Genomic DNA, 24,077 nt, shown 5'->3' with positions numbered 1-24,077 from the left:
TAGCGGGTCAGCACCATGGCCGGCGCGGCCCAGCCGCCTGCCATGCCCTTCACGATCGCATCGCCGACCGACAGCAGCGCGAAGCCCGCCAGTGTATAGAGCAGGCCTGCGCGTTCCCCACCTTGCATCGTGCTGTGTCGCGATCCCTGACTGGCCACCCTGCCCGCGCGCTTAGCGGCGATCCTCCGTTTAGGGAAACGCAAGCTTTCCCGCCTAACCCTCGCCAGTCATGAGCGCCTTCGGACAAAGAACCACCGCTGCCCGTCCCCGTTTCGGCGTCGCCCAGCCGATGCACGGCAACGGCGCATCCTTCAGCCCTGCCCCGCCCGCGGAGCCCCAGCCGCCATCCGGGCTGGAGCCCGGCGCAGCCGGGGCGCTCGCCAGCGGTCCGGCCGGCAAGGGCGATGCGATGAGCCGGCTGGAGGACCGCGCACGGGCGCTGACCAGCGCCGGCACGGACGAGGCCGGCGGGTTTGAAGCCAGCATCCACCGCATCAAGGAACAGGTCCTGCCCCGCCTGCTGGAACGGGTCGACCCCGAAGCCGCCGCCACGCTGAGCAAGGATGAACTGGCGGAGGAGTTCCGCCCGATCATCATGGAGGTGCTGACCGAGCTGAAGATCACGCTGAACCGGCGCGAGCAGTTCGCGCTTGAAAAGGTGCTGATCGACGAGCTGCTCGGCTTCGGTCCGCTGGAGGAGCTGCTGGGCGACCCCGACGTGACCGACATCATGGTCAACGGCCCGGACCAGACCTATATCGAGAAGAAGGGCAAGCTGCAGATCGCGCCGATCCGCTTCCGGGACGAGACGCATCTTTTCCAGATCGCGCAGCGCATCGTCAACCAGGTCGGCCGCCGGGTGGACCAGACCACGCCGCTGGCCGATGCCCGACTGAAGGATGGCAGCCGCGTCAACGTGATCGTGCCGCCGCTGTCCTTGCGCGGGACGGCGATCTCCATCCGCAAGTTCTCCGAAAAGCCGATCACGCTGGATATGCTGCGCAATTTCGGATCGATGGATCAGGCGATGTGCACCGCGCTGAAGATAGCCGGGGCCAGCCGCATGAACATCGTCATCTCCGGCGGCACGGGATCGGGCAAGACCACCATGCTGAACGCCATGTCCAAGATGATCGACCCGGGCGAACGCGTGCTGACGATCGAGGACGCGGCGGAGCTGCGCCTGCAGCAGCCGCACTGGTTGCCGCTGGAAACCCGCCCGCCCAACCTGGAAGGCCAGGGCGCGATCACCATCGGCGATCTGGTCAAGAACGCGCTGCGTATGCGGCCAGACCGCATCATCCTGGGCGAGATCCGCGGTGCGGAGGCGTTCGACCTGCTCGCCGCGATGAACACCGGTCATGACGGTTCGATGTGCACGCTCCACGCCAACAGCCCGCGCGAGGCGCTGGGCCGCATGGAGAACATGATCCTGATGGGCGACATCAAGATCCCCAAGGAGGCGATCAGCCGGCAGATCGCGGAGAGCGTGGACCTGATCGTGCAGGTCAAGCGCCTGCGCGACGGCAGCCGCCGCACCACCAACATCACCGAAGTGATCGGGATGGAAGGCGACGTGATCGTTACGCAGGAACTGTTCAACTTCGAATATCTGGACGAGGGCGAGGACGGCAAGATCCTGGGCGAGTTCCGCTCCAGCGGGCTCAGGCCCTACACTCTGGAGAAGGCACGGCAGTTCGGCTTCGACCAGGCCTATCTGGAGGCGTGCCTCTAGCCCACGCCGCAAATGCCGTATTGAAGCGGCGCGCCCCCCTGCTATCCTCGGCCGGCAACAGGGAGCCCGCGCATGTACAGCGAAAGCGATATCGACGCGGCCGTCTCTGCCGGCGTGATGCCGCCGCAGGTGGCAACCGACTTCCGCAACCATGTCGCCGCCGCCCGCGCAACGCCGGCCGTGGACGAGGAGCATTTCCGGCTGATCACCGGGTTCAACGACATCTTCGTCTCCATCGCCCTGGTGCTGCTGCTGGTGGCATTGTCGGAGCTTAGCTCGGCCATCGCGGCACCGCTGTCGGGCGTGTTCGTCGCCGCGGCCGCATGGGCGCTCGCGCTGTTCTTCACTGCGCGGCGCCGCATGGCGCTGCCGAGCATCCTGCTGCTGCTCGCCTTTGTCGGCGGGGTCGCACAGGCGCTGTTCGCGCTGGCGCCGCCCGCTTCGGAGCGGGTCGAGGCCCTGTTTGCCGCCGGGATCGCGGCGGCCGCGGGGGCAGCGGCCTGGCTGCACTGGCGCCGTTTCGCAGTGCCGATCACCGTGGCCGCGGGCGCTGCGGCAATGGCGGGCCTGGCGCTGGGGCTGGTAATGGCGGCCATTCCCGATGCCGAGCGGGCGATCTGGCCCTTGCTGCTGCTGGCGGGACTGGCCGTGTTCGCCCTTGCCATGCGCTGGGACCTGTCGGATCGGGAGCGCACCACCCGTCGCGCCGATGTCGCCTTCTGGCTGCACCTGGCGGCAGCGCCCATGATCGCGCATCCCGCGTTTCAGATGCTGGGCGTGTTCGGATCGGAGATCGGGACCGGCACGGCGATCGCGGTGGTGCTGCTGTACCTGCTGTTCGCGATGGTGGCGCTTGCGGTCGACCGCCGGGCCCTGCTGGTGTCCAGCCTGGTCTATGTGCTCTATGCCATGGCGTCGCTGATCCGCACGACAGGCGCGGTGGAGGTGAGCTGGGCCGTGACGGCGCTGGTGATCGGTTCCGCCCTGCTGAGCCTGTCGGCCTTCTGGCAGCCGATCCGCCAGCTGCTGGTGACCCGGCTGGGCGGACTCGGCGTGCGCCTGCCGCCGGTGCAGCTGGCGGTCTGAGCCGTCCCGGCAACCGTCAGGCCGCCAGCGCCCGCCCGGGTGTCTCGCCGGTCCGCAAGGTCAGCACCTCCACCCCGTTCGCCGTGACCGCAACCGTGTGCTCGAACTGCGCGGACAGCTTCCCGTCGCTGGTCACCACCGTCCAGCCATCGTCCCGGGTGAAGACCTTGCGGCTGCCCTGGTTGATCATCGGCTCCACGGTGAAGACCATCCCTTCCCGCAGCCGCGCACCCGTGCCCGGACGACCGAAATTCAGCACCTCCGGCGCCTCGTGCATCTCCCGGCCGATGCCATGGCCGCAGAACTCCCGCACCACGGAATAGCCGTTCTTCTTCGCATAGCGGTCGATCGCATGGCCGATATCGCCGACATGCGCGCCCGGACGCACCTGCCGGATGCCCTGCCACATCGCCTCCTGCGCCACCTGCACCAGCCGCCTGGTGGCGGGCCGGACGGTTCCGACCACATAGGTCTTGCTCGAATCCGCGATGAAGCCGTTCTTCTCCAGCGTGATGTCCAGATTGACGATGTCGCCATCCCGGACGATCTCGTCCGCATCGGGCACGCCGTGGCAGACGACCTGGTTGATCGAGCTGTTCAGCACGAACCTGAAGCCATACTGCCCCTTGCTCGCTGGACGGGCGGAAAGGTCAACGGTGATGAAACGCTCCACCAGATCATTGATCTGCAAGGTGGACATGCCGGCGAGGTCTCGCCTGTCCAGCATCTCGAACACCGACGCCAGCAACCTGCCGGAGACGCGCATCAGCGCCAGTTCGTCCGTCGTCTTCACCATGTCAGGCCGCCGCCTGGACCAGCGAAACGCGAGCCGCGGCGAGTTCGGCCTTCACGATCTCGTTGAACGACACCGTCGGATTCGCTTCGGCAAGCATGCCGATCTTCAGCCAGAACTCTGCCTGGGCGTTGATCGACCGGCACATCACGGTGCTGGCCTTGCGCACCTCCTCGTGCAGATCGTCGTCGATTTTCACGATGCCCATCAGTTCGCCCTGCTGCCATTCCATACACGATCCATATATGATCCATAGTCTCAAGCGTCAATTCGTCGCTCCAGTCGCCCGGTCTGACGTTCAGCCTCAGGGGCTCTGATCAGCCTTTATCGCTCCTGCGAACTGATATCACAAACAGTTTTCTGAGCACCCTTTTAGCCGGTTGCCAAGCGGAGCCTGCAAGCCTACGGCAGGCGCCACACCGGTGTCGTGCCCGTTTGCGGGATGCAGGGCCGCGCCTGGAAGCCGAGAGAATGCGCCCGCGCTGAAGAGGATACGGCAAAGACCATGGCCCGCAAGAAGATCGCCCTTATCGGCGCCGGCATGATCGGTGGCACACTGGCACACCTCGCCGCCAAGAAGGAAATGGGCGACATCGTCCTGTTCGACATCGCCGAAGGCATGCCGCAGGGCAAGGCGCTCGACCTGTCGCAGTGCGGCCCGGTCGAAGGCTTCGACGCGAAGATCACCGGCACCAACGATTATGCCGACATCGCCGGGGCGGACGTGATCATCGTCACCGCCGGCGTACCGCGCAAGCCGGGCATGAGCCGCGACGACCTGCTGGGCATCAACCTGAAGGTCATGAAGGCCGTGGGCGAAGGCATCAAGGCGCATGCGCCGGATGCGTTCGTGATCTGCATCACCAACCCGCTGGACGCGATGGTGTGGGCGCTGCGCGAATATTCGGGCCTGCCGCACAACAAGGTCGTCGGCATGGCCGGCGTGCTGGACAGCGCGCGCTTCGCCACCTTCCTGGCCTGGGAGTTCGGCGTGTCGGTGAAGGACGTGAACGCCTTCGTGCTGGGCGGCCATGGCGACACCATGGTGCCGGTCACCTCCTACACCACCGTTTCCGGCGTGCCGGTCGATGATTTGGTCGCCATGGGCAAGTCCAGCAAGGAAGCCATCGACGCCATCGTGCAGCGCACGCGTTCGGGCGGCGGCGAGATCGTCGGCCTGCTGAAGACCGGCAGCGCCTATTACGCGCCCGCCACCAGCGCCATCGCCATGGCAGAAGCCTATCTGGGCGACCAGAAGCGCATCCTGCCCTGCGCCGTCTATGTGGACGGCCAGTACGGGCTGGACGGCCTGTATGTCGGCGTGCCCGCCGTGCTGGGCGCCAACGGCGTGGAGGAAGTGATCGAGATCGCGCTGGAAGGCGAGACGAAGAACAATTTCCAGGTCAGCGTCGATGCGGTCAAGGAACTGCTGGTTGCCTGCAAGGGCATCGACGGCGAGCTGGGCTGAAAGGGACGGACATGAGCATTCTCGTCGACAAGAACACCAAGGTCATCACGCAAGGCATGACCGGTGCCACCGGCACCTTCCACACCGAACAGGCGCTGGCCTACGGCACGCAGATGGTCGGCGGCGTGACCCCCGGCAAGGGCGGCACGACCCACATCAACCTGCCGGTCTATGACACGGTGGCGGAGGCCAAGGCCGCGACCGGCGCGACCGCCAGCTGCATCTACGTGCCGCCGCCATTCGCCGCCGATTCCATCCTGGAGGCGATCGACGCCGAGATGGAGCTGATCGTGTGCATCACCGAAGGCGTGCCCGTGCTTGACATGGTGCGCGTGAAGCGTGCGCTCAGCGGCAGCAAGAGCCGCCTGATCGGCCCGAACTGCCCCGGCGTGCTGACGCCGAACGAGTGCAAGATCGGCATCATGCCGGGCTCCATCTTCTCCAAGGGTTCGGTCGGCGTCGTCAGCCGCTCGGGCACCCTGACCTACGAAGCGGTGTTCCAGACCACGAATGCCGGCCTGGGCCAGACCACGGCCGTCGGCATCGGCGGCGACCCGGTGAACGGCACCAACTTCATCGACGTGCTGGAACTGTTCCTGGCCGATGACGAGACCAAGTCGATCATCATGATCGGCGAGATCGGCGGCTCGGCGGAAGAAGAAGCCGCGCAGTTCCTGAAGGACGAGGCGAAGCGCGGCCGTTCGAAGCCGATGGTCGGCTTCATCGCCGGCCGCACCGCCCCTCCGGGACGGCGCATGGGCCATGCAGGTGCGATCGTCTCCGGCGGCCAGGGTGGCGCGGAAGACAAGATCGCGGCGATGGAAGAGGCCGGCATCCGCGTCGCCAACTCCCCGTCCGAGCTGGGCAGCACGCTGGACGCGCTGCTCAAGGAACGGGTGTGATTGCTTGAATACCGGCGCCCCACCACATCATGGGGCGCCGCAATACCTGCCGCGGCACGCGGGCACATACAGGTCTGGAACCGACAATGGGTAACGAAGCGCAATCCTTTCTCCCCGAGCTGACCGATCAGGACGGGCCGCAGCCCGGCCCCAGCTGGCGCAATGCCAACTGGCCGCTGACGGAAGGCAATGCCGGAACTGCGGCGGGTGACGACATGGCCATGGCCATGGACCCCACGCGGATGAGCGTGGTGGTGAAGGAAGCGGCGGCAAAGGCCGGCAAGGCGCTGGACGCCAGCCAGGTGGAGCAGGCCGCGGGCGATTCGATCCGCGCCATGCTGCTGATCCGCTCCTACCGCGTCCGCGGGCATCTGGCGGCGCAGCTGGACCCGCTGGGCCTGTCGAAGCGCGACCTGCCCGAAGATCTGACGCTGGAATGGCACGACTTCACCGGTGCGGCGCTGGAACGCGACGTCTATGTCGGCGGCAATCTGGGCCTGAACTGGGTCAAGCCCGCCAAGCTGCTGGAAGTGCTGCAAGCCAACTATTGCGGCAAGGTCGGCTTGGAATACATGCACATCGCCGATGTGGATGAGCGCCGCTTCCTGCAGGACCGCATCGAAGGGCCGGACAAGGTCGTCACCTTCACGCATGAAGGCAAGCGCGCCATCCTGCAGGCGGTGATCCGGGGCGAGGAATACGAGAAGTTCCTGGCCAAGAAGTATGTCGGCACCAAGCGTTTCGGCCTCGACGGCGGCGAAAGCATGATCCCCGCGCTGGAAGCGGTGATCAAGTATGGCGGCGCGCTGGGCGTGCGCGAGATCGTGTACGGCATGGCCCATCGCGGCCGGCTGAATGTCCTCGCCAACGTGATGGCCAAGCCATATCGCGTGATCTTTCACGAATTCTCAGGCGGCAGCGCCAATCCCGACGATGTCGGTGGTTCGGGCGATGTGAAGTATCACCTGGGCACCAGCACCGATCGTGAGTTCGACGGCACCTCCGTCCATATGAGCCTGGTGCCGAACCCTTCGCACCTTGAGACGGTCAACCCCGTTGTGCTGGGCAAGGTCCGCGCGCAGCAGGCGCAGCGTGACGATCTGAGCAAGCACCAGCAGGTTCTCCCCGTGCTGATCCACGGCGATGCCGCCTTTGCGGGCCAGGGCATCGTTTGGGAGTGTCTGGGTCTGTCGGGCCTGAACGGCTACGACACCGGCGGTTGCCTGCACTTCATCATCAACAACCAGATCGGCTTCACCACCAGCCCGCAATTCGCGCGCTCCAGCCCCTACCCGTCCGACGTGGCGAAGGGCGTGATGGCGCCGATCCTGCATGTGAACGGCGACGATCCGGAAGCGGTGACCTTCGCCTGCAAGCTGGCGATCGAGTACCGCCAGCAGTTCCGGCGCGATATCGTGATCGACATGTGGTGCTACCGCCGGTTCGGTCACAATGAAGGCGACGAGCCCAGCTTCACCCAGCCGCTGATGTATTCCCAGATCCGCAGCCATGCACGGGTCAGCGAGCTTTACGCGCAGCGCCTCTCCGCCGAAGGCGTGGTGACGGGCAATGATGCGGACGCGATGCGTTCCGAGTTCGAGGCCGTGCTGGCTGACGAGTTCGAGGCCGCCAAGTCCTACAAGCCGAACGAGGCGGACTGGTTCGCCGGCCGCTGGAGCGGGCTGCACAAGCCGGCCGATCCGGAAACCGCGCCGCGCAATGTGGAAACGGCCGTCAGCCCCAAGCTGTTCGACAGCCTGGGGCGCACGCTGACCACCATTCCCGACGACCTGACCGTGCACAAGACGCTCAGCCGCGTGATCGACGGCCGCCGTGCCATGTTCGACAGCGGCGAAGGCTTCGACTGGGCCACGGCGGAATCGCTCGCCTTCGGCAGCCTGGTGACCGAAGGGTTCGGCGTGCGTCTGTCCGGGCAGGATTCAGGCCGCGGCACCTTCAGCCAGCGGCATGCGATCTGGGTGGACCAGCAGGACGAGCGCAAGTTTGTGCCGCTTGCCTCTCTGCCGCATGGCAAGTTCGAGGTCTATGACAGCCCACTGTCCGAATATGGCGTGCTGGGCTTCGAATACGGCTTCGCGCTGGCCGACCCCAAGACGCTGGTGTTGTGGGAGGCGCAGTTCGGCGACTTCGCCAATGGCGCGCAGATCATCATCGATCAGTATATCGCATCGGGCGAGTCCAAGTGGCTGCGTGCCAATGGCCTGGTGCTGCTGCTGCCGCATGGTTATGAAGGCCAGGGACCGGAACATTCCAGCGCCCGCCTGGAACGTTTCCTGCAGCTGTGCGCGGACGACAATCTGCAGGTGCTGAACATCACCAGCCCGGCGAACTACTTCCACGTGCTGCGCCGGCAGATGCTGCGGCCGTTCCGCAAGCCGATGGTGATCATGACGCCGAAGTCGCTGTTGCGTCACCCGCAGGCCAAGAGCGCCGCGGCCGATTTCCAGGGCACCAGCCACTTCCAGCGGCTGCTGTCCGATCCCACCCCCGTGGCGGACGAGAAGGTCCGCCGCCTGGTGCTGTGCAGCGGCAAGGTCGCCTACGACCTGTTCGAGGCGCGCGACAAGGAAGGGTTGCAGGACGTTTCCGTGGTTCGCGTGGAGCAGCTTTATCCCTTCCCGGGCGAGCCGCTGGCCGATCGCATTGCGCGCATGACCAATCTGCAGGAGGTGGTGTGGTGCCAGGAGGAGCCGAAGAACAACGGCGCCTGGTTCTTCGTCGAAAGCCGGATCGAGGAGGCGCTGGGCGCAGCGGGCAAGACCGGCATGCGGCCGACCTATGCCGGCCGCGACGCCTCCGCCTCCCCGGCGACGGGCCTCGCCAGCCGGCACAAGGCACAGCAGGAAGCACTCGTTTCGGCCGCCCTCGGCCTTTCGCAGAATTGATGGCAGGAAATCGACATGGCGATTGAAGTTAAGGTCCCCGTGCTGGGGGAATCGGTGGCCGAGGCGACCATTGGCGAATGGCTGAAGAAGCCCGGCGAGGCGGTTGCCGCTGACGAGCCGATCTGCAGCCTGGAAACTGACAAGGTGGCGGTGGAGGTCCCCTCCCCCGTGGCCGGGTTCATGGGCGACTATCTGGTGCAGGTCGGCGACACGGTCGAGGTCGGCGCAGTGATCGCGACCGTCAACGACCAGGCCGGCGCCTCCTCCGGCGCAGCCCCCGCCGCCGCTTCGGCCGCTCCGGCACCCACCCCTGCCCCGGCTGCGGCTCCCGCCGCCGGCAATGGCGAGGTGTCCGGTGACCAGTCCCTGTCCCCCTCCGTGCGCCGCGCGGTGCTGGAACACGGCATTGACCCGGCTTCGGTCAAGGGCACCGGCAAGGATGGCCGCCTGACCAAGGAAGACGTCCTCGCCGCCGCTCAGGCGAAGAAGGACACTCCGGGCGCCAGCACCTCGGCCCCGGCCAGCGCAGCGGCGCCCGCGTCGTCGGGTGGCCCGGACCGGTCGGAAGAGCGGGTCAAGATGACCCGCCTGCGCCAGACCATCGCCAAGCGGCTGAAGAGCGCGCAGGACACGGCCGCGCTGCTGACCACGTTCAACGATGTGGACATGAGCGCGGTGATCGCCGCCCGCGAAGCCTACAAGGACGTGTTCGCCAAGAAGCACAACATCAAGCTCGGCTTCATGAGCTTCTTCGCCAAGGCGGCCTGCCTGGCGCTGAAGGACGTCCCCGCGGTGAACGCGCGGATGGAAGGCGACGAGATCATCTACCACAAGTACGTGGATCTTTCCGTCGCGGTCAGCGCCCCCAACGGGCTGGTCGTGCCGGTGGTGCGCAATGTGGAATCGATGAGCTTCGCCGAAATCGAGCAGGCGATCGCCGGCTTCGGCAAGAAGGCCAAGGAAGGCGCGCTGACCATGGCCGACATGGCCGGCGGCACCTTCACCATCTCCAATGGCGGCGTGTTCGGCTCGCTGATGTCGACCCCAATCATCAACCCGCCGCAGAGCGCTGTGCTGGGCCTGCACCGGATCGACGAGCGCCCCGTGGCTGTGAACGGCCAGGTAGTAATCCGCCCCATGATGTACATGGCGCTGAGCTACGACCATCGCATCATCGACGGGCGCGAGGCGGTGACCGCGCTGAAGATCATGAAGGACGCGATCGAGGATCCGATGCGTCTGCTGATCGACCTGTAAGAACAAACGGGCCGGCCGCTTCGCACAGAAGCAGCCGGCCTTCTGATTTCACCCGCTCGTGCCCACATCATCGGCACGCACGGAAGGAAGAGCAATGGCTGAACACGATTACGACGTCCTTGTCATCGGTGCCGGTCCCGGTGGCTACGTCGCCGCGATCCGCGCGGCGCAGCTGGGGCTGAAGACCGCCTGCGCCGAAAGCCGCGAGACGCTGGGCGGCACCTGCCTGAATGTCGGGTGCATCCCGTCCAAGGCGCTGCTGCACGGGTCGGAGCTGTTCGAGGAAGCGCATGACGGCACGCTGGCGAAGTTCGGCGTGCAGGTCGGCAGCGTCACGCTCGACCTGCCGGCCATGATGGGCGAGAAGTCGACCGCCGTCAGCGAACTGACCGGCGGCATCGAGTACCTGTTCAAGAAGAACAAGGTCACCTGGCTGAAGGGCCGGGCCAGCTTCACCGGCGGCAACAGCGTGGAAGTGGCCGGCCAAACCGTCACCGCCAAGAACATCGTGATCGCCACCGGCTCTTCCGTCACCCCGCTGCCGGGCGTGGAGATCGACAATGCGGCCGGCGTGGTGGTCGATTCCACCGGCGCCATCGCGCTCAAGCAGGTGCCGAAGCGCATGGTCGTGATCGGCGGCGGCGTGATCGGGCTGGAACTGGGCAGCGTGTGGCGCCGCCTGGGTGCCGAGGTCATCGTGGTCGAGTTCCTGGACCAGCTGCTGCCGGGCATGGATGGCGAGATCCGCAAGGAAGCCGCCAAGGTGTTCAAGAAGCAGGGCATGGAGCTGCGCCTGTCGACCAAGGTCACCGGCGTGGCCGTCAACGGCAGCACCGCGACACTGACGCTGGAACCCTCCGCAGGCGGCGCGGCCGAGACGCTGGACGCGGATTGCGTGCTGGTCGCCATCGGCCGCCGGCCGAACACGGACGGCCTCGCCCTGGACAAGATCGGACTGGAGCTGAACGGCAAGGGCCAGATCGAGACCGATCACGATTTCCGCACCAAGGCGGACGGCGTGTGGGCGATCGGCGACGTGATCCCCGGCCCGATGCTGGCGCACAAGGCCGAGGATGAAGGCATCGCCGTGGCGGAGAACATCGCCGGGCAGGTCGGCATCGTGAACCATGCCGTGATCCCCAGCGTGGTCTACACCATGCCGGAATTCGCCGGCGTGGGCCTGTCGGAAGAAGGCGCCAAGGAAGCGGGCCACGAGATCAAGGTCGGCAAGTTTCCGATGGCCGCCAACAGCCGCGCCAAGACCAACCGCGACACGACCGGCTGGGTCAAGGTGATCGCCGATGCCGACAGCGACAAGGTGCTGGGCGTGTGGATGGTCTCCTCGCTGGCCGGCACGATGATCGCGCAGGCGGCGCAAGCGATGGAGTTCGGCGCCACTTCGGAAGACATCGCCTATACCTGCCACGCGCATCCGACCCACTCGGAAGCGATCAAGGAAGCGGCGATGGCGGTGCGGGGCAAGCCGATCCACATCTGACCCGTTGCCAGCTGGTAATCGAACAGGGGGCTGCCCAACGCGGGCGGCCCCTTTTTCTTGCGCCCGCCGGACGTGGCGCTAGGGCGCAGCCATGATCGTGCAGCCCTTCGCCACCCCTGCTCTCCCGCCATTCCTGGATCTGCTGGGCATCGCGGTGTTCGCGGTGACCGGCGCGCTGGCGGCGGTGCGGATGCGGCAGACCTTCGTTACCACCTGCTTCTTCGCGCTGGTCACCGGCGTGGGTGGCGGATCGGTGCGCGATGTGCTGATCGGCGTCCGTGCTTTCTGGATCAGCGATCCGTGGGTGGCCGCCGTGGTGCTCGCCTCCGCTCTGCTGGTCTGGCTGACGCCGTCACGCTGGTGGGAGGGGATGCTGCTGGAATGGGCGGATGCGGCCGGGCTGGCGGTGTTCTGCGTTTTGGGAACGGCCAAGGCGCTGGCCTATGGCGTCGATCCGCTGCCGGCCGCGGTGCTGGGTGTGGTCACCGGCTGCGTCGGCGGCATCATCCGCGACGTGCTGGCCGGCGTGCCGTCCATCCTGATGCGGCCGGAGCTTTACGTCACCGCCGCGGCGCTGTCGGCCGGGCTGTGCGCCATGTTCACCGCGCTCGACGTGCCGCCGGAATGGGGCTGGAGCATCGCCGCAGGCGCCGGGCTGGCGCTGCGCGGTGCGGCGATGGTGTGGAAAATCGAACTGCCGACCTACCGCGCGGAATAGCTCTGCCCGTCACCCAGGCCGCTGCGGGCCCGGTAATAGGTGGAGTCGTCATACTGCCGATCATCGGCCGCCGGATTGTAGTAGCCGCCATCGACCGGGCCGCCATTGTCGCCGACCTGCACATCCGCCACCCGGCCATCATTGCCGATGCGGCAGGTGAACGGAGCGCCGCTGTCCAGCGCGCCCGACACGAACCAGCCATCCGCCGTGCGATTGGCGCTGTCCACGCCAGAGATACGCGGGCCGGTGGCCTCGATCTCGGCCACGCAGATGTCGACGGCGCTGTCCAGTCCGCTGCCGGTTCCGGCGGCATAGCCGCGCTGGTCCTGCTCGGGATAGCGGACGGGGACCGGCTCGTTCCGCCGGTCATTGCCGCCGTCGAACACGCCGGCGATGGCCGCGATCGCGCCCAGCACCGCGACGCCGGCGATCACCTCACCCGCGCCAATGCCGTTGTCCCGGTGGCGCCGGTCCCAGCCGCGATCGTGCCAGCCCCGGTCGTTCCAGCCGCCGCGATGGTGGTCGCGCGCCAGAACGGGCGTGGTGAGCAGCGCGAGGCTGGCGGCGGTGGTGGCGATCAGGCGAAACGGACGACGCATGGGTTCGATTCCATCAATGAGTGTGCAGGCCATGGCAGACCGGTGATTGCGTGACGCTGAACCACCGGCTGCCATGCAGGCCGGTCAGAGCCCGCGAATGCCGCTGTAGTCGATGTCGACCACCCGGCCCCGCTCGATGCGGCAGGTGAAGCGACCCGAGTCCCAACCGCGGTAATTGTCGTTCCAGCCGCGATAATCATTGTTCCAGCCGCGCCCATAAGGGGCATCGCCGCGGCGCCAGCCCCGATCCATCTGGTTCACGGCGATCCGGCCGCGGATGCGATAGCCGTTGCGATTGCGATCGACGTCACGGATGTCCGTCACCTCGGACCGGCCGCCATAGGAATAGCGGTTGGCGGTGCCTTCCGCCGCCCGTACGCAGCGTTCCACGGCATCGCGCGGGCTGTCGTAATAGCGGTCGCGATTGTTGCGGCCGGCGCTGCTGGCGACGGCGGCGATGCCGCCGATGATCAGGGCGCCGGCGATGATCTCCCCGGCGGAGATGCCGCTGTCGTGGCGCCGGTCGCGGTCACCGCGCCACTGCGCCTGGGCGGGCACGACCGCGCCGACCGCCATGGCACCGGCGGCAAGGGTTCCGATCACACCTTTGGTAATGTTGGTCATGGGTGCTCTCCCGAATGAAAGTGGTGCCCTGTTCGGCCACCGATAGCCCCCTGATAGAAGTGCAGCGCTGATGCGGGACTGAACCTGTTCGACAAGCAACGTTCATAAATGTCGGCCTTTGTGTGAACGCCGGTGAGGTAACGCTTACACCGAAGCGGCCGAATGTGCGTCCGCCGCCCCCCTGCGGTATCCATCCGAAACCGGCGGGCGGCAGTGTGAACTTCCAAAGGAGATCCGTTTGCGCTGTTGTGAGACGCAGCGCAGGGGTCGGTCTGGAGATGCCCTGCCGCCGGTCAGGCGCTGGCGACATGCCACGGTGCGGCCGATGTAGGACAGGCATTTTGTCCTGTGGCGGTGGTGGCCTGCCCGCGTTTACTTTTCGTTCCGCCGCCGCCATCTAGGGACCATGCCTCCGCTCCCCTTACCTGCATTGCATGCCAGCCATGCCGGCTGCTGGCTGAGCGATCCCGCGGGCGAGGTACGCGCGGTCGGCAAGGGTGCGGCGCTGAACGCGGCGGCGGATACGCCGGTGCTGCTGCTGAATGCGCCGCTGGTCGCCAGCCGGCTGGGCTATCCCGATTTGTCGGGGCTGGATCTGCTGGAGCTGTTCGCCTTCATCCACCCCGCCCGCTTCGTGGTGCCCACGCCCAAGGGACTGGCCGAGGCACTGGACCTGCCGGTGCCCGCAGCCGATGGCGACGTGCCCGCTACGCTGCAGGCGGCGGCGGCCGCGCTGGTCCGCAATTGTGAAGATCCGGCCTGGGCGGAGCGGGAGGGCGCGTGGAGCGCCCTGCAATCGCTGGCCCGGCTGCGCTGGCCGTGGGCGCAGGTGCTGGGCCCGCATGTCGCCCGGCCGGAACGGGCGGAACGCTGGCTGTTCGCCCGCCTGCCCGAATGGCAGGAGACACCGCCGCGCGCGCAGCCCCGGCAGGTGACTCTGGACGACAATGCCGTCACCACCCGGCTGACGCAGCTGACCGGCGACGGCGCGGAGCAGCGGGCCGGCCAGCAGGCCTATGCCCGGAACGTGGCCAGCGTCTTTGCCCCGCGGCAGGCACGCGGTCGGCCGCACATGCTGCTGGCGCAGGCGGGCACCGGCATCGGCAAGACGCTGGGCTATCTCGCCCCCGCCAGCCTGTGGGCAGAACAGAGCGGCGGGACGGTGTGGGTCAGCACCTATACCAAGAACCTGCAGCGGCAGCTGCGCCGGGAAAGCACCCGCGCCTGGCCGCAGCAGCGCCCCGATGGCAGCCAGCCGGTGGTGGTGCGCAAGGGACGGGAGAACTATCTGTGCCTGCTGAACCTGGAGGATGCGCTGCAGGGCGGCTTTGGCGGCCGCGCGGCGGTGCTGGCGCATCTGGTGGCGCGCTGGGCCGCCTACACGCAGGATGGCGACGTGGTCGGCGGCGACCTGCCGGGCTGGCTGGGTACGCTGTTCCGCAGCCGCGCCATTCGCAGCCTGACCGACCAGCGGGGCGAATGCATCTATGCCGGCTGCCCGCATTACCGCAAATGCTTCATCGAGCGGGCCGCGCGGGCGAGTGCCGAGGCCGACCTGGTGATCGCCAATCACGCGCTGGTGATGGTCAATGCCGCGCGCGGGCGCGACCATGCGCAGCGCCCCACCCGCATCATCTTCGACGAAGGGCACCATGTGTTCGAGGCGGCGGACAGCACCTTTGCCGCCGCGCTGACGGGCCGCGAGGCGGTGGAGCTGCGCCGCTGGCTGCTGGGCCCCGAACGCAGCGGCAAGGGCCGCCGACGCGGGCTGGCGGCGCGGCTGGCGGACATTGCCAGCTATGACGAGGCGGGCAGCGAAGCCATTGCCGCCGCGGTGGAGGCGGCCACCGCCCTGCCCTCCGACGGCTGGCTGCAGCGCATTCACGAAGGGCTGCCGCTGGGCGCGCTGGAGGCGTTGCTCTCCGCGTTACGCGCCACGACCTACGCCCGCGACGAGAGCGCGCAGGATGCGGGCTATGCCCTGGAGACGGAGGTCGCCGGGCTGGACGGCCCGGTGGTGGAGCTGGCGCAGCAGGCCGGCGCCGCGCTGGCCGCGATCCGCCAGCCATTGCTGCAGCTGGGCCAGCGGCTGGAAGCGGTGCTGGAGGACGCGCCCGACTGGCTGGACGCGCAGGGCCGCGCCCGTGTCGAGGGCGCGCGTCACTCGCTGACCTGGAGGATCGACCTGCTGCTGGCGTGGGAGGCGATGCTGGCGCGGCTGGGCGGACCGGCCGATCCCAGCTTCGTGGACTGGATGGCGGTGGACCGCGCCGATACGCGCGAGTTCGATGTCGGCCTGCACCGCCACTGGCTGGACCCGAGCCAGCCCTTCGCCCGCGTGGTGCTGGACCAGGCCCACGGTGCGATGCTGACCAGCGCGACCCTGTGCCCGGGCGGTACGGGTGGCGAGGAGGACTGGACCGTGGCGCTGGCGCGATCGGGCGCGGCGCATCTGGAGGGCGCCCCGCTGCTGAGCGCGGCAGCCAGCCCGTATGATTATGCCAGCATGGCCGAGGTGCTGATCGTCACCGACGTTCCGCGCGGCGACCTGCCGGCGCTGGCGGGTGCCTATGGCCGGATCATCGAGGCGGCGGGCGGCGGGGTGCTGGGCCTGTTCACCGCCATCCGCCGCCTGCGCGCCGTGCACGCGCGCATCGCCGACCGGCTGGCCCGCAGCGGGCTGCCGCTATACGCGCAGCATGTCGACCCGATCGACACAGGCACGCTGGTGGACATCTTCCGCGATGACGAGCGCGCCAGCCTGCTGGGCACGGACGCGTTGCGCGACGGGGTCGACGTGCCCGGCCATTCGCTGCGCTGCGTGGTGCTGGAACAGGTGCCCTGGCCCAAGCCCGGCATCCTGCACCGCGCCCGCCGGGCGGCGCACGGCGCCAGCAATGGCGGCGGAGGCAGCGCCTATGACGACATGCTGATCCGCGCGCGGCTGGCACAGGCGTTCGGCCGGCTGATCCGCAGCGCGGGCGATCGCGGGCACTTCGTGGTGCTGTCCGCCGCCTTTCCCAGCCGGTTGCTGGATGCGTTCCCCGCCGGCACACCCGTGCGCCGCGTCACGCTGGAGCAGGCTTTACAAGCAGTCGGCGCGGGTGTCACATGCGGCGCGGATGCAGACGCGCCAGACCGCGCGCTGCAAGAGGAGCCGTGACACCCCCGTGAAGTTGCTGGGCCTGCTACGCCATGCCAAGTCGGACTGGTCCGCCAGCGAAATGCGCGGCGGGGAGCAGCGCGATTTCGATCGCGGGCTGAACGGGCGCGGGCAGCGTGGGGCGGCGCTGATGGGCCGGCATATCGTGGATCATGGGGTCGGCTGGGATCGGCTGCTGGCCAGCCCGGCACAGCGCGTGCGCCAGACACTTGCGGCCGCACAGCTGCCGCTGACACCCGAATGGCAGCACCAAGCCTACCTCGCGGATGCGGACACGCTGCTGTCGCTGGTGCAGGGCGCGCAGGGCGACCCGGCCAGCCTGCTGCTGGCGGCGCACAATCCGGGGCTGCAGGATCTGCTGCTGCTGCTGGTGCGCGACATCGACGATCCGTTATGCGTGGCCGCGGCGGAGAAGTTCCCCACCGCAACTTTTGCCGTGCTGGCGCTGGACGTGGCGGACTGGGCCGATCTGGCGCCCGGATGCGGCCGACTGCTCCATTTCGCCCGCCCGCGCGACCTGGATGCCGCCCTGGGGCCCGAATCCTCGATCGTCGGCTGAACCGCCGCTACAGCTTGCGTTCCAGTTCCAGGTAGGTTTCCGGGATCTTCAGCGCGTTGGTGGCGACGCGCGTTTCCCGCAGGAAGGACAGCAGCGCCGCCATCAGCAGGGCGATGGAGGCAAAGAAGAAGGCGGCTGCGGCGTTCTGCAAGGATGCGCTGAAGACCTCCTCCACAAACAGCATGGCCACGGTGATGCCGATCGACAGGCCGCTCATCACCAGCAGCAGCATGGCGCTGTTGATCAGGCGGATGCGCCGGTCGACGATGCGGATCTCGCGCACCACCGCGTCATGCTCCAGCCCGCTGGTCCGGGCATGCGACTTTTGCAGGATGCGCGACCGGTCAACCACGCGAGCAAGCCGATTGGACAGGATATTCAGGATGTTGCCGATCGCCACCAGCACAAAGACCGGCGTCAGCGCCAGCTGGATGGTCTGCGCGATCACGCCGTCGATGTTGATCTCCATAAGCTGTCGCTCCATTGGGCTGCCCGGGAACTCTAGCGGCCTCCGCTGCTTTGAAACCAGACCGAATCTTTCACAAACTTGAGCCCCATAGGTGAACCCCATGCGGCTGGCGCGGGCGGGATGAATTGACACTGTTGCATCGTACCCTTGGCGCCTTCCTGACCGGGTCGGCGTGAACATGGCAAGTCACGGCTACGACCTGTCGAACTGCGATCGGGAACCGATCCACAAGCTGGGGAGCATCCAGGGCTTTGGCGCGCTGATCGCGCTCAATGCCGACTGGATCGTCGCGCATCGCTCCGCCAATCTGGCTGCGATCCTGCAGCGCCCCGCCGTGCCTGCGGTCGGCGGCCGTCTGGGTGAGCATTTCGCGCCCGCCGCGATGAAGCTGTTGCGCCAGGCCGCGGGTCAGCTGGACGAGGATCAGGGCATTGCCGAGGCCGGCGGCGGAGCGGTGACGGATCTTGTCAGCCGGCTGTTCGGCGTCGACCTGCTGGGCAACGGCGTGTTGTTCGACATCGCGCTGCACCGGTCGGGCCGGCTCCTGATCGTCGAGCTGGAGCCGGCCGAAGGTGGCGGCGAGCTGCAATATCCCGGCGGCCTGCGCCCGCTCATGCAGCGGCTGGGACGGCATCGCGACATCACGGACCTGTGCGCGGAAGCCGCGCGGCAGATGAAGGTGCTGCTGGGGTTCGACCGGGTGATGGTCTATCGCTTTCACCAGGATGGCAGCGGCGAGGTGATCGCCGAGGCGCGGGAGCAGCGGCTGGAGCCGTTCCTGAACCTGCGCTACCCCCACACCGACATTCCGGCGCAGGCCCGCGCACTGTACCTGCGAAGCCTGCTGCGCATCATCGCCGACGTGAATGCCACGCCCGTACCGATCGAGCCGGAGCATGCGATCGATGGCGGGGCGGTCGACCTGTCGCTCAGCACGCTGCGCGCAGTGTCGCCGATCCATATTGAATATCTCAAGAACATGGGGGTCACTGCCTCCCTGTCGATCTCCATCGTGGTGGGGGGCAAGCTGTGGGGCCTGTTCGCCTGTCATCATTATGCCCCGCGCACCCTGCCCTATTCGCTGCGCACCACCGCCGAACTGTTCGCGCAGCTGTTCGCGCTGCAGCTGGAACTGGCTATCGCCAGCGGCGGAAGCCGCATGGCGGAGCGGGGGCGCCAGCTGCATGACCGGCTGATGACACGGCTGGTGGGCGGCACCGCGCTGGTGGAAAACCTCAGCACGCTGGACGGCGTGATCGGGCAGGTGATCCCGCATGACGGGTCGAGCGCCTTCGTGGACGGCGCCTATAGCTGTCGCGGCGCAGCGCCGACCGAGGCGGAGTTCCTGGCGATGGTGCCGGCGCTGAACGCGGCCTCCAGCAGCCAGATCATCCATTCGGATGCGCTGGCCACCATGCTCCCGCCGGCGGCCGCCTTCACCGACCGCGCCTGCGGGGCGCTGGTGATCCCGGTCAGCCGCCGCCCGCGCGACTATGTCGTGTTCTGGCGACGGGAGCTGCCGCAGGTGGTGACCTGGGCGGGCCGGCCGGAAAAGGTGATGGAATACGGCCCGAACGGCCCGCGCCTGTCCCCGCGCAGGAGCTTCGAGGCGTGGAAGCAGTCGGTAGAGGGGCACAGCGCGCCCTGGACGCCGGAAGAGCTGACCGTCGCCGAACATGTCCGGGTCACGCTGCTGGAAGTGATCCTGCGCATGAGCGACGAGCAGATGCAGGAACGCGCCCGCGCGGCCGAGCAGCAGGAGCTGCTGATCGCGGAGCTGAACCACCGCGTCCGCAACATCCTCACCCTGATCCGCGGCCTGGTCAGCCAGTCGCGCAGCGAAGGCACCAGCATCGAACAGTTCGCCGATCTGGTGGGCGGGCGCATTCGCGCGCTGGCGCTGGCGCACGACAACATCACCCGCGAGCATTGGTCCCCTGCATCGCTGCACGAGCTGATCGAGACCGAAGCCGAAGCCTATCTGGGCGGCAAGACCGACCGGATCACCGTGACCGGCCCGGATGTGCTGGTGGCGCCGGAGGCCTACACCGTGCTGGCGCTGGTGCTGCACGAGATGATGACCAACTCCGCGAAGTACGGATCCTTGTGCGACAGCGCCGGACGGCTGGCGATCGATACGCGGCTGGACAATGTGGGCGACCTGCAGATCGGCTGGCGGGAGAGCGGAGGCCCGCCGGTGCGCCCGCCGCAACGGCGCGGCTTCGGCAGCACGATCATCGAACGGTCCATCCCCTATGAACTGCGCGGCGCGGCCGAACTGCGCCATCGGCTGAGCGGGGTGGAAGCGGACTTCACCATCCCCGGCCGCTTCGTTCAGCCGGGGCCGAGCCGACCGGACATGCCGCCCAAAGACGAGCCCAGGCTGCAGGAGCGCAAGGGCGCTGATGGAGCGTCGCCAATCGACCACGTGCTGGTGGTGGAAGACAGCATGATCATCGCCATGGATGCGGAAGAAGCGTTGTTCGGGCTGGGGATTCCGACGGTCAGCGTCGTCAGTTCCGTCGCCGGCGCCAAGGCCTTGCTGGACAATGACCGGCCGGATCTGGCGCTGCTCGACTTCAATCTGGGTGCGGAATCGAGCGAGCCGATTGCCCGCGCGCTGGACGAGATGGGCGTGCCTTACTGGTTCGTCACCGGATATGGCGACGCGATCGCCCAGCTGGGAGAAACAGCCGCACGGGGCATCCTGCAGAAGCCATACAGCACGGCCGATCTGGCCGGCATCCTGGAACAGATGCGCGGGGGCTGAGCAGCCCCCGCCTACCACCGCCTACTGGCTGGTGGCGCCCGTCAGCTTGCCGACCTTCTGCGCGCCGGACATGCTGGTCACCAGCACCTCCCCGCCATCCACCACCACGGCGATGTCCTCCAGCCCGATCACGGAGACGCGTGGTCCGTCCGTCTCCGCCAGCACGCCGCGGCAATCGACCAGTTCGACATTGCCGATCACGGCGTTGGCGCCATCTTCCAGGCCCAGCCCCGCCGCGCCGCTGATGCGCGCATCACGCAGCGCGTGCCAGTTGCCGATGTCAGACCAGCCCATCACCGCCGGCACCACCGCCGCGCGGTCGGTTTCTTCCATGACCGCATAATCCACCGATTCCTCCGCGATTTCGGCAAAGCTGTCAGCATCGGGGAAGAGCAACGCGCCTTCGCTGCGGCCGCCGTCCACCGATCGGCGGACCAGCGCGGCCATCTCGGGGCGGTAACGCTCCAGCGCGGCGAGGAAGGCGCCGGCGCGAAAGGCGAAGATGCCGCCGTTCCAGCTGTAATTGCCGTTCGCCAGGAACGCCCTCGCCGTGGCGCTGTCGGGCTTTTCCACAAAGCGCTGCACCGCGAAGCCGCCGGGGATCGGATCACCGCGCAGGATGTAGCCATAGCCGGTTTCGGGGTGAGTGGGCGCGATGCCGAGCGCAACCAGCCAGTCTTCTCCGGCCAGCGTCGCCGCGACGCAGGCCGCACGGGTGAAGGCGGTGGTGTCGGCGATGTGGTGATCGCTGGGGCAGACCAGCATGATCGCCTCTTCCGGCAGTCGCGCGGCGGCGAGCGCGATGGCCGGCGCGGTGTTCTTGCCTTCCGGCTCCACGATCACCTGTGTGCCGGGGAAGGCCGCCGCCTGCGCCTGCACATGGGCCAGGTGCGCCGCCCCTGTCACGATGGTGGCGCTGGCGAAGCGGTCATCCCCGGCGCAGCGGCCCAGCGTCGCTTCGAACAGGGTGCGTTCCCCCACCAGCGGCAGAAACGGCTTGGGCATGGTCTTGCGGCTGCGCGGCCACAGCCGGGTGCCGTTGCCGCCGCTCAGGACCACCGGATGAATCGCCGCCATTGCCGCACCTCGTCTGAAGAAAAGTTGATTGCGGCCTAACCTTTGTAGCGCAGGCTGTCATCGCCATTGTTGCAGCGCAACGATCGGGTCAGAACCACTCCTGCCGCCAGCCATAAGCCGCCGCCACCGGGTCCCCCGCGGCGTTGCGCGCGGGGCGGAAGCGGAAGCGCTCCTCCGCCAGCTGGCAGGTGCGGCGGTCCGCTTCCGGGTCGGGGCTCGCCTCCACCACGCGGCATTCGCGCGCGCGCCCATCCACCCCCACGACCATGTGCACGACCACGGCATGTCCCCGCCGGATCTCACGTCCGCCGCGCGGCGTGGGGTAATCGCGGGCATCGTTGATGGTGCCGGCGATCTTCACCGGGCCCGTGATCGCGCCGCCGCCGCCGCCCTGCCCCTGCCCGCTCATGCCGCTGCCCGTTCCCGAACCCTCACCGCCACCACCTGTCCCGGCTCCTGCCGCCGCTGCGCCCGATCGGGCATCAGCGCCATCGGCGCTTACCGGAGGGGCGGGCAGGGTGACGCGGGAGACAGGTATCTCCGGCGTCGGGATCGCAACCGGACGCGGCGTCGCGCGTGGCGCGGGCGGAGCGCTGGCGCCCTCCTCGGGCTCCGGTGCCGGAGCGGCGACAGGGGCCGGCTGCGGAACGGGCGGCGGCGGTGCGGGAGGAGGCGGTGGGGGCGGAAGCGGGTCAAACACCGCAACCAGGCGCGCGGCCTGCCCCGCCGCCTGGCCTGCAAGATCGGGAGCGAAGGCCTGCACCAGCCCGGCTAATGCCGCGCCGTGCAGGCCGATCACCAGGGCCAGCGTTCCCCAGCGTGGAGGCCGCTGGCCAGGGTCATACCGCATTGTCTGGTCGTGACGCAGGGTGCCTCAGGCTTCCGGGTCGGCGACCATCACACCCAGCGGCGTCTGCGAATGCTGCACGACAACCCATTCCTCATGTTCCAGCTGCATCAGGGTGGACGTGGCGAGCGCATGATAGCTCTCGCCATCGCGCTTCGCCTGGGCGCGATAGGCGATGACGATCAGTCCGCGATGGGGCCGCTCCACCTTCTGGTCGGCAAAATCGACCTCCGCCCAGCGCGGGGTATTCTCGACCGCGCGGGTCGCGCTCTCGCCATCGAAGATAAAGGGTTCGGACGGCAGGGCCATCAAGCATTCCTTTGCCACCCGCTCGCGATAGACGTCTCCGCCGCCAAGCCACAGTTCGCGCTCGAACTGCCAGATCCGGTTGTCGTCCATGGTCGTGCCTGCTCCTGTTGGCTGTTGCCTCGGTTGCCCCATCAATGCGCGGCAGGCAGGTTATGTGCCCCGGCCTGACACCCGGGAGAAGCATTTCACCAGCCGTGCGGCTCGTGCGACAAACCGCGGAACAGGGGCACGGCGTCGCCCGTTGAGCCGCCGAACACGAGACAACAGGAGATCCCCGATGTTCGAAAAGCTGCGCATCAAGGAGCACATGGAAGTGACCGATGCCGCTGGTCAGCATGTCGGGACGGTGGATGATGTCGAGGGCGACCGGATCAAGCTGACCCGGACCGACAGCGCCGACAACATGCACCATTATCTTCCGCTGGATGCCGTGGATCGGATCGATGACAACCGGGTGTACCTCAAGGAAGGCACCATGACCCCGCAAGGGAGCTGACCGGACCGTCGATCCTCCTCCGGCCTATCTCCCCCCCCGACCGGCCGGAGGACCTATAGCCCCGACACGCTTCCCCCCTGGCGTGTCGGGGCTTTTCACTTGTGCAAGGCCCAGGCCCGGCCGGGCCACGGGGTTCAGGCGGTCGCCAGCAGCGCCTCTATAGCGGCAGTCACCTGTTCGATCGGCGCCATGCCATCCAGACGATTGACGATGCCCCGCTGTTCGTAGCCCGGCAGGATGGGCGCGGTCTCTTCGCGGTAGATCTGCATGCGCTTGCGCACGGTGCCCTCATTATCGTCCGGACGACGCTTGAACTCGTGCGCGCCGCACCGGTCGCAGGTCTCTGCCACCGCAGGCTGCTTCGACGTATCGTGATAGCCTTCCCCGCAATTGGCGCAGGAGAAGCGGCCGGTGATGCGACGGACGAGCTCGTCCTCGTCCACCGCGAGTTCGATCACCATGTCGAGCTGGCGACCATGCCGTGCCAGGATCGCGTCCAGCGCGTCGGCCTGCGCCGCCGTCCGGGGATAGCCGTCGAAGATGGCGCCGGTGGTCGGCTCCATTGCCGCCAGCTCGGCATCGATCAGGGCGGATACGATCTCGTCCGACACCAATTGCCCGGCATCCATGATCGCCTTGGCCTTGACGCCGATCGGCGTCTGCGCGGCAACGGCGGCGCGCAGCATGTCACCCGTGGACAGCTGGCGCATGCCATGATGCTGCACCAGCAGCGAGGATTGCGTGCCCTTGCCCGCACCCGGCGGCCCCAACAGGATGATGTTCATCGGCCCTCGTCTCCCC

Annotated in this window: 21 protein-coding genes; 12 read left to right on the top strand and 9 right to left on the bottom strand. The window is 67.7% G+C overall.

All coding sequences use genetic code 11. The features are described from left to right. Positions 1-229: 229 nt before the first annotated feature. On the top strand, positions 230-1,735 hold the full coding sequence (locus tag D5S08_RS05700) for a TadA family conjugal transfer-associated ATPase (protein WP_121116457.1): 1,506 nt from the start codon (positions 230-232) through the stop codon (positions 1,733-1,735). 72 nt (positions 1,736-1,807) lie between these two features. Beyond that, positions 1,808-2,821 carry a hypothetical protein gene (locus tag D5S08_RS05695; RefSeq protein ID WP_121116455.1) on the top strand — a complete coding sequence of 338 codons (1,014 nt, stop codon included), beginning with the start codon at positions 1,808-1,810 and terminating at the stop codon, positions 2,819-2,821. A gap of 16 nt (positions 2,822-2,837) precedes the next feature. Here the strand turns inward: D5S08_RS05695 and map are convergent, their stop codons facing one another. Then, positions 2,838-3,617, bottom strand: coding sequence for a type I methionyl aminopeptidase (gene map / locus D5S08_RS05690; protein WP_121116453.1), 780 nt, complete (start codon positions 3,615-3,617; stop codon positions 2,838-2,840). Position 3,618: 1 nt separating this feature from the next. Then, a complete protein-coding gene (locus tag D5S08_RS05685) occupies positions 3,619-3,822 on the bottom strand; it encodes a ParD-like family protein (RefSeq protein ID WP_121117031.1) in 204 nt (67 codons plus the stop codon). Between the two features lie 297 nt (positions 3,823-4,119). On the opposite strand from D5S08_RS05685, the gene mdh reads away from it, so the two are divergent. The 6 genes from mdh (at position 4,120) to D5S08_RS05655 (ending at position 12,363) form a co-directional block, all read left to right on the top strand. After that, the gene (gene mdh / locus D5S08_RS05680; RefSeq protein ID WP_121117029.1) at positions 4,120-5,082 is read left to right on the top strand and encodes a malate dehydrogenase; all 963 of its coding nucleotides are present in this window, start codon (positions 4,120-4,122) and stop codon (positions 5,080-5,082) included. An 11-nt stretch (positions 5,083-5,093) separates the two neighbouring features. After that, positions 5,094-5,984: a succinate--CoA ligase subunit alpha gene (sucD, locus tag D5S08_RS05675; RefSeq protein WP_121116451.1), complete on the top strand. Its 891-nt coding sequence runs from the start codon at positions 5,094-5,096 to the stop codon at positions 5,982-5,984. Positions 5,985-6,070: 86 nt separating this feature from the next. Further along, positions 6,071-8,890 carry a 2-oxoglutarate dehydrogenase E1 component gene (locus D5S08_RS05670; protein ID WP_121117027.1) on the top strand — a complete coding sequence of 940 codons (2,820 nt, stop codon included), beginning with the start codon at positions 6,071-6,073 and terminating at the stop codon, positions 8,888-8,890. 15 nt (positions 8,891-8,905) lie between these two features. Beyond that, entirely contained in the window at positions 8,906-10,147 is a 1,242-nt protein-coding gene (gene odhB / locus D5S08_RS05665) for a 2-oxoglutarate dehydrogenase complex dihydrolipoyllysine-residue succinyltransferase (RefSeq protein ID WP_121116449.1), read from the top strand. 94 nt (positions 10,148-10,241) lie between these two features. After that, positions 10,242-11,645 (top strand): dihydrolipoyl dehydrogenase, encoded by a 1,404-nt coding sequence (lpdA, locus tag D5S08_RS05660; protein WP_121116447.1) that lies wholly within the window; start codon positions 10,242-10,244, stop codon positions 11,643-11,645. A gap of 91 nt (positions 11,646-11,736) precedes the next feature. Next, positions 11,737-12,363: a trimeric intracellular cation channel family protein gene (locus D5S08_RS05655; RefSeq protein ID WP_121116445.1), complete on the top strand. Its 627-nt coding sequence runs from the start codon at positions 11,737-11,739 to the stop codon at positions 12,361-12,363. On the opposite strand, the gene D5S08_RS05650 is transcribed toward D5S08_RS05655, so the two are convergent. Beyond that, positions 12,348-12,962: a hypothetical protein gene (locus tag D5S08_RS05650; RefSeq protein ID WP_121116443.1), complete on the bottom strand. Its 615-nt coding sequence runs from the start codon at positions 12,960-12,962 to the stop codon at positions 12,348-12,350. The genes D5S08_RS05655 and D5S08_RS05650 overlap by 16 nt on opposite strands. Before the next feature lie 84 nt (positions 12,963-13,046). Next, positions 13,047-13,586, bottom strand: coding sequence for a hypothetical protein (locus tag D5S08_RS05645; RefSeq protein WP_121116441.1), 540 nt, complete (start codon positions 13,584-13,586; stop codon positions 13,047-13,049). Between the two features lie 406 nt (positions 13,587-13,992). Here D5S08_RS05645 and D5S08_RS05640 point away from each other — a divergent pair, with 406 nt between their 5' ends. Further along, positions 13,993-16,749: an ATP-dependent DNA helicase gene (locus D5S08_RS05640; protein WP_121116439.1), complete on the top strand. Its 2,757-nt coding sequence runs from the start codon at positions 13,993-13,995 to the stop codon at positions 16,747-16,749. A 7-nt stretch (positions 16,750-16,756) separates the two neighbouring features. Next, the gene (locus D5S08_RS05635; protein ID WP_121117025.1) at positions 16,757-17,308 is read left to right on the top strand and encodes a SixA phosphatase family protein; all 552 of its coding nucleotides are present in this window, start codon (positions 16,757-16,759) and stop codon (positions 17,306-17,308) included. Positions 17,309-17,315: 7 nt separating this feature from the next. On the opposite strand, the gene D5S08_RS05630 is transcribed toward D5S08_RS05635, so the two are convergent. Beyond that, positions 17,316-17,777, bottom strand: a complete 462-nt coding sequence (locus tag D5S08_RS05630; protein WP_241557248.1) for a DUF2721 domain-containing protein — start codon at positions 17,775-17,777, stop codon at positions 17,316-17,318. Between the two features lie 178 nt (positions 17,778-17,955). On the opposite strand from D5S08_RS05630, the gene D5S08_RS05625 reads away from it, so the two are divergent. Then, positions 17,956-20,547 carry an HWE histidine kinase domain-containing protein gene (locus D5S08_RS05625; protein ID WP_121116437.1) on the top strand — a complete coding sequence of 864 codons (2,592 nt, stop codon included), beginning with the start codon at positions 17,956-17,958 and terminating at the stop codon, positions 20,545-20,547. Between the two features lie 21 nt (positions 20,548-20,568). Here the strand turns inward: D5S08_RS05625 and D5S08_RS05620 are convergent, their stop codons facing one another. From D5S08_RS05620 to D5S08_RS05610, 3 genes are all read right to left on the bottom strand, one after another. After that, positions 20,569-21,624, bottom strand: a complete 1,056-nt coding sequence (locus D5S08_RS05620; protein WP_121116435.1) for a mannose-1-phosphate guanylyltransferase — start codon at positions 21,622-21,624, stop codon at positions 20,569-20,571. 88 nt (positions 21,625-21,712) lie between these two features. Continuing rightward, complete coding sequence (locus D5S08_RS05615; protein ID WP_121116433.1) at positions 21,713-22,474, bottom strand: energy transducer TonB; 762 nt, start codon at positions 22,472-22,474, stop codon at positions 21,713-21,715. A 24-nt stretch (positions 22,475-22,498) separates the two neighbouring features. Then, positions 22,499-22,870 carry a DUF4440 domain-containing protein gene (locus tag D5S08_RS05610; protein WP_121116431.1) on the bottom strand — a complete coding sequence of 124 codons (372 nt, stop codon included), beginning with the start codon at positions 22,868-22,870 and terminating at the stop codon, positions 22,499-22,501. Positions 22,871-23,057: 187 nt separating this feature from the next. On the opposite strand from D5S08_RS05610, the gene D5S08_RS05605 reads away from it, so the two are divergent. Beyond that, entirely contained in the window at positions 23,058-23,276 is a 219-nt protein-coding gene (locus D5S08_RS05605) for a DUF2171 domain-containing protein (protein WP_121116429.1), read from the top strand. 134 nt (positions 23,277-23,410) lie between these two features. Here D5S08_RS05605 and D5S08_RS05600 read toward each other — a convergent pair whose 3' ends face one another. Continuing rightward, positions 23,411-24,061, bottom strand: a complete 651-nt coding sequence (locus D5S08_RS05600) for an adenylate kinase (protein ID WP_121116427.1) — start codon at positions 24,059-24,061, stop codon at positions 23,411-23,413. Between the last annotated feature and the right edge of the window lie 16 nt (positions 24,062-24,077).

Source organism: Croceibacterium ferulae (assembly GCF_003660445.1).
In the GTDB taxonomy this organism is placed as follows: Bacteria; Pseudomonadota; Alphaproteobacteria; order Sphingomonadales; family Sphingomonadaceae; genus Croceibacterium; species Croceibacterium ferulae.
The sequence above is the reverse complement of the archived record's forward strand: the minus strand, read 5'-3'. Positions and strand labels throughout refer to the sequence as shown.

What these genes read in the sequence shown, in the direction of transcription:
- D5S08_RS05700 (WP_121116457.1), top strand. Translation starts at nt 230, where the DNA reads ATGAGCGCCTTCGGACAAAGAACCACCGCTGCCCGTCCCCGTTTCGGC.
- D5S08_RS05695 (WP_121116455.1), top strand. Translation starts at nt 1,808, where the DNA reads ATGTACAGCGAAAGCGATATCGACGCGGCCGTCTCTGCCGGCGTGATG.
- map (WP_121116453.1), bottom strand. Translation starts at nt 3,617, where the DNA reads ATGGTGAAGACGACGGACGAACTGGCGCTGATGCGCGTCTCCGGCAGG.
- D5S08_RS05685 (WP_121117031.1), bottom strand. Translation starts at nt 3,822, where the DNA reads ATGGGCATCGTGAAAATCGACGACGATCTGCACGAGGAGGTGCGCAAG.
- mdh (WP_121117029.1), top strand. Translation starts at nt 4,120, where the DNA reads ATGGCCCGCAAGAAGATCGCCCTTATCGGCGCCGGCATGATCGGTGGC.
- sucD (WP_121116451.1), top strand. Translation starts at nt 5,094, where the DNA reads ATGAGCATTCTCGTCGACAAGAACACCAAGGTCATCACGCAAGGCATG.
- D5S08_RS05670 (WP_121117027.1), top strand. Translation starts at nt 6,071, where the DNA reads ATGGGTAACGAAGCGCAATCCTTTCTCCCCGAGCTGACCGATCAGGAC.
- odhB (WP_121116449.1), top strand. Translation starts at nt 8,906, where the DNA reads ATGGCGATTGAAGTTAAGGTCCCCGTGCTGGGGGAATCGGTGGCCGAG.
- lpdA (WP_121116447.1), top strand. Translation starts at nt 10,242, where the DNA reads ATGGCTGAACACGATTACGACGTCCTTGTCATCGGTGCCGGTCCCGGT.
- D5S08_RS05655 (WP_121116445.1), top strand. Translation starts at nt 11,737, where the DNA reads ATGATCGTGCAGCCCTTCGCCACCCCTGCTCTCCCGCCATTCCTGGAT.
- D5S08_RS05650 (WP_121116443.1), bottom strand. Translation starts at nt 12,962, where the DNA reads ATGCGTCGTCCGTTTCGCCTGATCGCCACCACCGCCGCCAGCCTCGCG.
- D5S08_RS05645 (WP_121116441.1), bottom strand. Translation starts at nt 13,586, where the DNA reads ATGACCAACATTACCAAAGGTGTGATCGGAACCCTTGCCGCCGGTGCC.
- D5S08_RS05640 (WP_121116439.1), top strand. Translation starts at nt 13,993, where the DNA reads ATGCCTCCGCTCCCCTTACCTGCATTGCATGCCAGCCATGCCGGCTGC.
- D5S08_RS05630 (WP_241557248.1), bottom strand. Translation starts at nt 17,777, where the DNA reads ATGGAGATCAACATCGACGGCGTGATCGCGCAGACCATCCAGCTGGCG.
- D5S08_RS05625 (WP_121116437.1), top strand. Translation starts at nt 17,956, where the DNA reads ATGGCAAGTCACGGCTACGACCTGTCGAACTGCGATCGGGAACCGATC.
- D5S08_RS05620 (WP_121116435.1), bottom strand. Translation starts at nt 21,624, where the DNA reads ATGGCGGCGATTCATCCGGTGGTCCTGAGCGGCGGCAACGGCACCCGG.
- D5S08_RS05615 (WP_121116433.1), bottom strand. Translation starts at nt 22,474, where the DNA reads ATGCGGTATGACCCTGGCCAGCGGCCTCCACGCTGGGGAACGCTGGCC.
- D5S08_RS05610 (WP_121116431.1), bottom strand. Translation starts at nt 22,870, where the DNA reads ATGGACGACAACCGGATCTGGCAGTTCGAGCGCGAACTGTGGCTTGGC.
- D5S08_RS05605 (WP_121116429.1), top strand. Translation starts at nt 23,058, where the DNA reads ATGTTCGAAAAGCTGCGCATCAAGGAGCACATGGAAGTGACCGATGCC.
- D5S08_RS05600 (WP_121116427.1), bottom strand. Translation starts at nt 24,061, where the DNA reads ATGAACATCATCCTGTTGGGGCCGCCGGGTGCGGGCAAGGGCACGCAA.